This window comes from uncultured Limosilactobacillus sp. (genome assembly GCF_934202235.1).
Lineage (GTDB): Bacteria > Bacillota > Bacilli > Lactobacillales > Lactobacillaceae > Limosilactobacillus.
The window spans coordinates 20,688-27,276 of the sequence record NZ_CAKPXS010000020.1 but is presented as its reverse complement, the minus strand read 5'-3'; the positions used below and the strand labels follow the sequence as shown (position 1 = coordinate 27,276).

At 51.5% G+C, this 6,589-nt stretch carries 4 protein-coding genes; all 4 read left to right on the top strand.

Going from position 1 to position 6,589, the window contains the following annotated elements:
- Nucleotides 1–173 precede the first annotated feature (173 nt).
- The 4 genes from Q0E49_RS04385 (at nucleotide 174) to Q0E49_RS04370 (ending at nucleotide 6,555) form a co-directional block, all read left to right on the top strand.
- Complete coding sequence (locus Q0E49_RS04385) at nucleotides 174–776, top strand: hypothetical protein (RefSeq protein WP_295746739.1); 603 nt, start codon at nucleotides 174–176, stop codon at nucleotides 774–776.
- Nucleotides 777–913: 137 nt separating this feature from the next.
- The gene (locus Q0E49_RS04380) at nucleotides 914–2,788 is read left to right on the top strand and encodes a TerB N-terminal domain-containing protein (RefSeq protein ID WP_295746738.1); all 1,875 of its coding nucleotides are present in this window, start codon (nucleotides 914–916) and stop codon (nucleotides 2,786–2,788) included.
- A gap of 1 nt (nucleotide 2,789) precedes the next feature.
- Nucleotides 2,790–4,139, top strand: a complete 1,350-nt coding sequence (locus Q0E49_RS04375; RefSeq protein WP_295746737.1) for an ATP-binding protein — start codon at nucleotides 2,790–2,792, stop codon at nucleotides 4,137–4,139.
- A 25-nt stretch (nucleotides 4,140–4,164) separates the two neighbouring features.
- Nucleotides 4,165–6,555, top strand: coding sequence for a DEAD/DEAH box helicase (locus tag Q0E49_RS04370; RefSeq protein WP_295746736.1), 2,391 nt, complete (start codon nucleotides 4,165–4,167; stop codon nucleotides 6,553–6,555).
- Nucleotides 6,556–6,589 lie beyond the last annotated feature (34 nt).

The following is a 6,589-nucleotide window of genomic DNA, read 5'->3' as shown; positions in this document are numbered from 1 at the left end:
GAACACAGTAGTTAAGCTTCAGCGCGCCAAAAGTAGTTGGGGGATCGCTCCCTGCGAGGATAGGGCGTCGCCACGCGATAATAAACGTCATGATCTTGATGGTCATGACGTTTTTTTGTACCTTCTTTTCCGATCAACACATATGCTATTATTAATGTGATGAGGTGAAGGAAATGAAGAAGAAAACGGTTAGCGCCGTCTTATTATTGCTGTGTTGTATCTTATTAGTGGGCTGTCAAAGTCATGACAATAAAGAGCGGTCGTCGTCATCACACGAGACAACGACGAAGCAGACTACTCGCAGCAATTCATCGCAGAAACAAGGGAACGCGGTTTCTTCCGGTTCAGCCAAGATCAGTGAATCAACTTCCATTAACAATACTAAAGTCGATGATAAAACGGCCGGGGTGATGTTGGCGTTGCTGGTTTCACCAGATTGGTTCAAAGATTATATCGGGACGGAGACCTTTTGTTACTGCCCGGCGAGTGAGAACAAAATGGGTGGCCGTGTGGCAGGCTATAATTATTTAACAGCAAATGGTGACCCCACTAGTTTTCTGTATTACCGGGTTGATGGGGATACTGTCACCTATAAAATGTGGGTGCCTAATACAGATGGCGGCGTAGCGAATGGCCACTATGAAACAAAAACAGTTTCTCTCAACCAACTAGAAAACGATTATTATGTTAACGCAGGTCAAAAAGATGAAGTCAACGGCTATGTCAAGAAACTAAATGACCAGACGGCCTACTTGCAACGAATAGAAAGTAAATAAACAATAGTAGTGAAGGCCATGTTAGACAGCGTGGCCTTTTATTTGCTGTAACAAAGGGGCCAATTGCGTTAACTAACGTAAATTGGTAAAATCGAACACGTGTACGATGAGTGAATTCGGGGAAAGGGGGCTACTGGATGAATAAAACAAGCTTGGCTAGTTTCTTACTTAATAAGTATTGCCAACGTCTCAGTTCGGTGACCAAAAACGGGATCGATGTGACGGCCGCGCTAGTGCGGAACGACTTTACGCCCTGGTTGATGTTTTATACTAACAAACAGGATGACCCCCATGCGATGGCGGAGGCGGATGGCGAGCTCGCGATTAAATGTGGTTCGCTGAGTATGATGCTGATGAAAATTCCCGTCTTTTTTAAGCCGTCGCTAACTGACGAACCTGGTTGGGTTGGCGTCCTAATGAATGACAAGAACGACCGGACGATTAAGGACTTGATTGATTCAGCCTGGCGTTCCCAGGAGCGTATGACAGCGCCAATTAAGTACGTTAACTTAACCGACCAGGACGACCAAACTGATGATTACCAACCGGAATTCATTACTGGACGGCCGGCGAACATGGCGGAAAAAACAGCTGTTGTTTTACCACTGCAGCTGCGGAAAATGAAGGAATCCTACAACTACCAGGTACCGTTAGCTCACCGGCAGGAGGTTAACTTTTACCGGCAGGGGCAAATGGTGTCGGACTATACCGACGACTATAAAGACTTTGCGGAACTTTACCGGGGCAATCCCGACTATCACGGCCTCACCAACGGGCAGTTGCGGACTTACTTCACCTTACGAACCCAGTGGCGCCAGGGAAAGTACCCTCGTTTTCAGCACGGCATGGGTGGCTATTTGACGCTTTACATGAGCGAGCTGGTCAACCTGATCGGCTGCGAGTCACCGGCGCAGGCCTTTGATTTATTGCGCAAATTCCAACGGCATTATCAGGCCCACTTTCTTCCTGGGAGACGGCCGGAAGAAATTCCGCGCGACATGGTTCGTTACTATGGTCTGGACCACCAGCGAGCGGCAAAAGTTTTTCCGGATGAGCTGACCCAGGATAAAAAACTGCACATTGTTTTAAATCCCAGCCAGTACTCGGCTGCGGAACTATTTGGAGTATTTGCCGGAGCAACAACTGCCTACCAGACTGCCCGCCTGTACAAGGATGACGCGCATCGCTTTGAGGAGCTTTTCAAGCTGGTTTGGCAACGAATTTTAGCTAAAAAGGAAGAACATTACGACTTTGTGGAGCAGTATCTAACTGTCTTACCAACTAGTACTGGTGGGGTCTTGTTTGAAGGGTTGATTTTTGACGACCGGCTGCAGAAAGACCGTGTCTACCAGTTGGATTCGTTGCGGGCTTACCGGATTACCGGCCGCCTCTATCGTTCCAACGACTTGTCGCCGTGGCTGCCTAATAAATCAGGGTTAAAGAAGTTGTTTCGCGAACTTGACCGGGCGACGCGTATTGCCTTTCAAGTGGGCCGACCACTGAAGGAGCGAAAGGTGGACGCCGAGATCAAGGCGGCAATTAAAGAGGGGCTGCGTGATTACCAGCAACAGCAGCAACAGGCCAAGTTAGACCAGGTGCCAATTCACCTCGACCACCTGGCAAAGATTCGGGATGACGCGGCGGTCACGCAGGAACAACTGTTGACCGACGAAGAAGTGGATGAACAACCAGTGCCAGAAAAGACTTTGTCAGCACCGGCAAGTGCGACAAAGGAAGATGAACCATTGCCTGAACAACCAAGTGGTGATGGCTTGCCAGAGTTAACGGCTGACGAGTGGTTTTTCCTGAAAGCGCTGGTTAACCACCAGCCGTACGCGGAGCGCTTAAAAAAGCACTTCTTAATGGCGTCCTTAGTGGCCGATGAAATTAATGAGAAGTTATTAGACGAAATTGGCGACACGGTGATTGAGTTTGATGACCATGACCAGCCACAAATTGTCGCGGATTATCTGACCGCTGTTCAGGACTTATTGAAGAAAAAGGAGGAGTAACATGCCAGCAAAACAAGAACGACGGGTACCAAAGCGGATTGCCCAGACAATTTTGCACTCACTGAAAGGTGGGGTGGTCCCGCGAATTGGCCTGCCTTACATTACAGTGGGGCGGAAAGCCGAAATTGAGGCCCTCCTGCACGACTTTAGTGTGGTCGCTGACGGTGGGGCCTCCTTCCACTTTATCGTTGGTAAGTACGGTTCCGGGAAGAGTTTCCTCCTGCAAACCATGCGTAATTACATCATGGATAAGGGTTTTGTAGTCGTTGACGGCGACCTCTCGCCAGAGCGGCGCCTGCAGGGGACTAAGGGCCAGGGCTTGGCGACTTACCGGGAACTGGTCCAAAATATGGCTACTAAGACGCGACCGGAAGGCGGGGCCTTACCGTTAATCCTCGACCGGTGGATAAACTCGGTCCAGAGTAAAGTGGCCGCCAGCGGGAAGGTCGACCCGGCCGATTCCGCAGCCTTTGGTCAGGCGGTTGACCAGCAAATCTATGCTGTCATTGCGTCACTCAATGAATTAGTGCACGGTTTTGACTTTGCCCGCCTGTTGAAGATGTACTACCATGCCTACCTTGACGACGATGATGAGACCAAGGCCAAGGTCATTAAGTGGTTCCGTGGCGAATACGACCGGAAGACCGACGCAAAGAATGAACTTGGCGTGAACATCATTATTAGTGATAGTGACTGGTACGAGTACTTAAAGCTCTTCGCTGTCTTCTTCCGTCAGGCAGGCTACGCGGGGTTGGTTATCATGATCGACGAACTCGTCAATATCTTTAAAATTCCTAACAGTATTAGTCGCCAGTACAACTACGAAAAGATTCTGACAATGTACAACGATACCCTCCAGGGCAAGGCCAAGTACTTGGGAATTCTAATGGGTGGGACGCCGCAGGCAATTGAGGACAAACGCCGGGGAGTCTACAGCTATGAGGCGCTCCGTTCGCGACTGACTCAGGGGAAGTTTGCTGACGTCAGTGATGCTCGTGATATGTACGCCCCAGTGATTAAGCTGGCACCACTGACTGCTGATGAAATGCTGGTCTTAACCGAAAAACTGGCGGCCATGCACGCCGGACTGTATGGTTACCAGCAGACGATTACCGATGAGCAGTTGGCACGTTTTATCAAGATTGAGTATGCCCGGATCGGGTCATCAACCAACATTACGCCGCGGGAAGTCATCCGCGACTTTATTGAACTACTCGATATCCTGTGGCAGAACCCGTCAACTAAAATTGATGACTTGCTGAACTCGGACCGTTTCTCTTATGCCCACAAGGAACCACAGACGGACCAGCAGGGTGCTGGTGGCGACTATACCGAGTTCACCCTTGACTAGGACCAGTTGGTGAAAGGAGGAGCAGATGGACGTTTTTTCACGGTACGCCCCGTTTATCCAGGATTATATTTACCGTCAGGGGTGGGAGACACTGCGCCCGATCCAGGTCGCAGCGGCCCACGAAATTTTTGACACTAACCATAATGTCTTGCTGTCGGCCTCAACGGCTTCCGGGAAGACCGAAGCGGCCTTTTTCCCGATTTTAACGGCCCTCGACGAAGAGCCGAGTTCCAGTATCGGTTGTCTTTACATTGCACCGCTGAAGGCGTTGATCAACGACCAGTACGACCGGCTAACGGAGCTGTGTGAGAACACTGGGATCGACGTCTGGCGCTGGCACGGGGATGTGTCGGCAACTCAGAAACGGCGGATGATCAAGAAACCGTCGGGGATCCTGCAGATTACGCCGGAGTCGCTGGAATCGTTTATGATCAACAAGCACATGGATATTCCGCGGCTATTTGGCGACCTGCGCTTCATCGTGATTGACGAACTCCACTCCTTTCTCCGCAGCGATCGCGGCGGGCAAACCTTCTGCTTGATTGAACGATTGAGCCGGCTGGCAAGTGTCCAGCCACGACGAATCGGTTTATCAGCGACGATTGGTAACCTGCAGACGGCCAGCCAGTTTCTCGGGGCGGGTAGTCCCTACCAGACAGCCGCGCCTAAAGTCAAGGGTAGCCGACAGGTTTGGCGGTTGTCGATGGAGCAGTTTTATAAGCAGGGACCGCAGGCAGCTGATCGGACTAAGGATCAGCAAGCAGCCATTGCCGATGCCGCTCAGGGCGGAGTGAACGGGCAGGGCCGCCAGTCGAAGCAGACTGACTTGCAGCTCCGCCGGGATGCGGCCAAGCAAACACGCCAGGACGTGCCGCAAACGGATGAATCACTGATTGGCCCGAAGACGGATGAGGCACCAGCCTTGGCTGACCCGGGGATTGGGTATATTTTTGAGCATACCCGGGGGAAAAAGTGCCTGGTCTTTACCAATAGTCGGGAAGAATGCGAAGCGGTTTGTCAGCAGTTACGGGAATACGCCGAGTATAACCACGAACCCGACCGCTTCCTCATTCACCACGGCAACCTCTCGCCGGATTACCGCCAAACAGCCGAAGACGCGATGAAGGATGAGGATTCTTATATGACCACCTGCGCGACGGCCACCCTGGAATTAGGGATCGACATTGGCAAATTGGAGAGCGCCTTTCAACTGGAAGCACCGTTTACCGTGTCTGGTTTCCTTCAACGGATGGGCAGAACCGGTCGGCGAGGCACCCCCCCAGAGATGCACTTTGTAATGAGGGAGGAACACCCTGAATCGCGAGCCATGTTGCCGGACCTCATCCCGTGGTCGCTGTTGCAGGGAATTGCGCTTGTTCAGCTTTACATTGAAGAACGATGGGTTGAACCACCGGCACCGAACCGGCTGCCATACAGCCTGCTCTACCACCAGACGATGAGCACCCTCCGTGCTGGTGGCGAGATGACTCCGGCTGAGCTGGCTTCCCGGGTGTTGTCATTGTCTTACTTCCGTAACGTGTCCCAGGCGGACTACAAGACCCTCTTGAAACACCTCATCGCTAGCGACCACCTCGAGCAGACACCACACGGTGGGCTGATCGTTGGCCTGGCTGGTGAACGGGTGGTCAATAACTTCAAGTTCTACGCCGTCTTTAAGGAAAATATTGAATTCAGCGTCCACGCTGGGTCGGAGGAACTCGGGACAATCGTTGCACCACCCCCGGTTGGCGATAAGGTAGCGATTGCCGGGAAAGTGTGGGTTGTCGAAGATATTGACCGTAAGCGTCACCAGGTCTACGTCCATGGGGTGAAGGGCCAAATCCCGGCCTACTTTGGGGAAGTGGCTGGTGATATTCAACCGAAAATTCTTTGGCGGATGCGGAAGGTGCTTGCTGAAAAACAAATGTATCCTTACCTGATGCCCAACGCGAAGGCCCGGTTGACCGAAACCCGTGATCTTGGTGAACGGGCAGGCTTGCCTGGCCAGCAATTGATTAACCTTGGCGGTAAGATGTGGGCGTTTTTCCCGTGGACGGGTTCTTACGCCTTTTTAGCGTTGGAACGTTTGTTGCGGATTAAGTGTGCAGACCGGCTAAACCTGCGGGGCTTTAATTCGTCGCGGCCGTACTTTATGGAATTTGCGATGGATGCGGATGCAGACGAATTCTTTCAGGTACTTGCTGAAGAAGCGGCGAAGGATTTTCCGCCGCTTGACCTGGTTTACCCCAACGAAGTGCCGTTCTTTGACAAGTATGACGAATATTTACCAGACGAATTAGTACGCAAGGAATTTGCCGAAAGCGTCCTCGACATCACTGAAATGAAACGGTGTGTGGCGCATGCCGTCAAAGACTACCAGCAAAACCAGCAATTGCCGCCGAAACCGCGTGGTTGAAAGAAAGTTTCATTAAATAAGACAAAACACTTAA

What these genes read in the sequence shown, in the direction of transcription:
- Q0E49_RS04385 (WP_295746739.1), top strand. Translation starts at nt 174, where the DNA reads ATGAAGAAGAAAACGGTTAGCGCCGTCTTATTATTGCTGTGTTGTATC.
- Q0E49_RS04380 (WP_295746738.1), top strand. Translation starts at nt 914, where the DNA reads ATGAATAAAACAAGCTTGGCTAGTTTCTTACTTAATAAGTATTGCCAA.
- Q0E49_RS04375 (WP_295746737.1), top strand. Translation starts at nt 2,790, where the DNA reads ATGCCAGCAAAACAAGAACGACGGGTACCAAAGCGGATTGCCCAGACA.
- Q0E49_RS04370 (WP_295746736.1), top strand. Translation starts at nt 4,165, where the DNA reads ATGGACGTTTTTTCACGGTACGCCCCGTTTATCCAGGATTATATTTAC.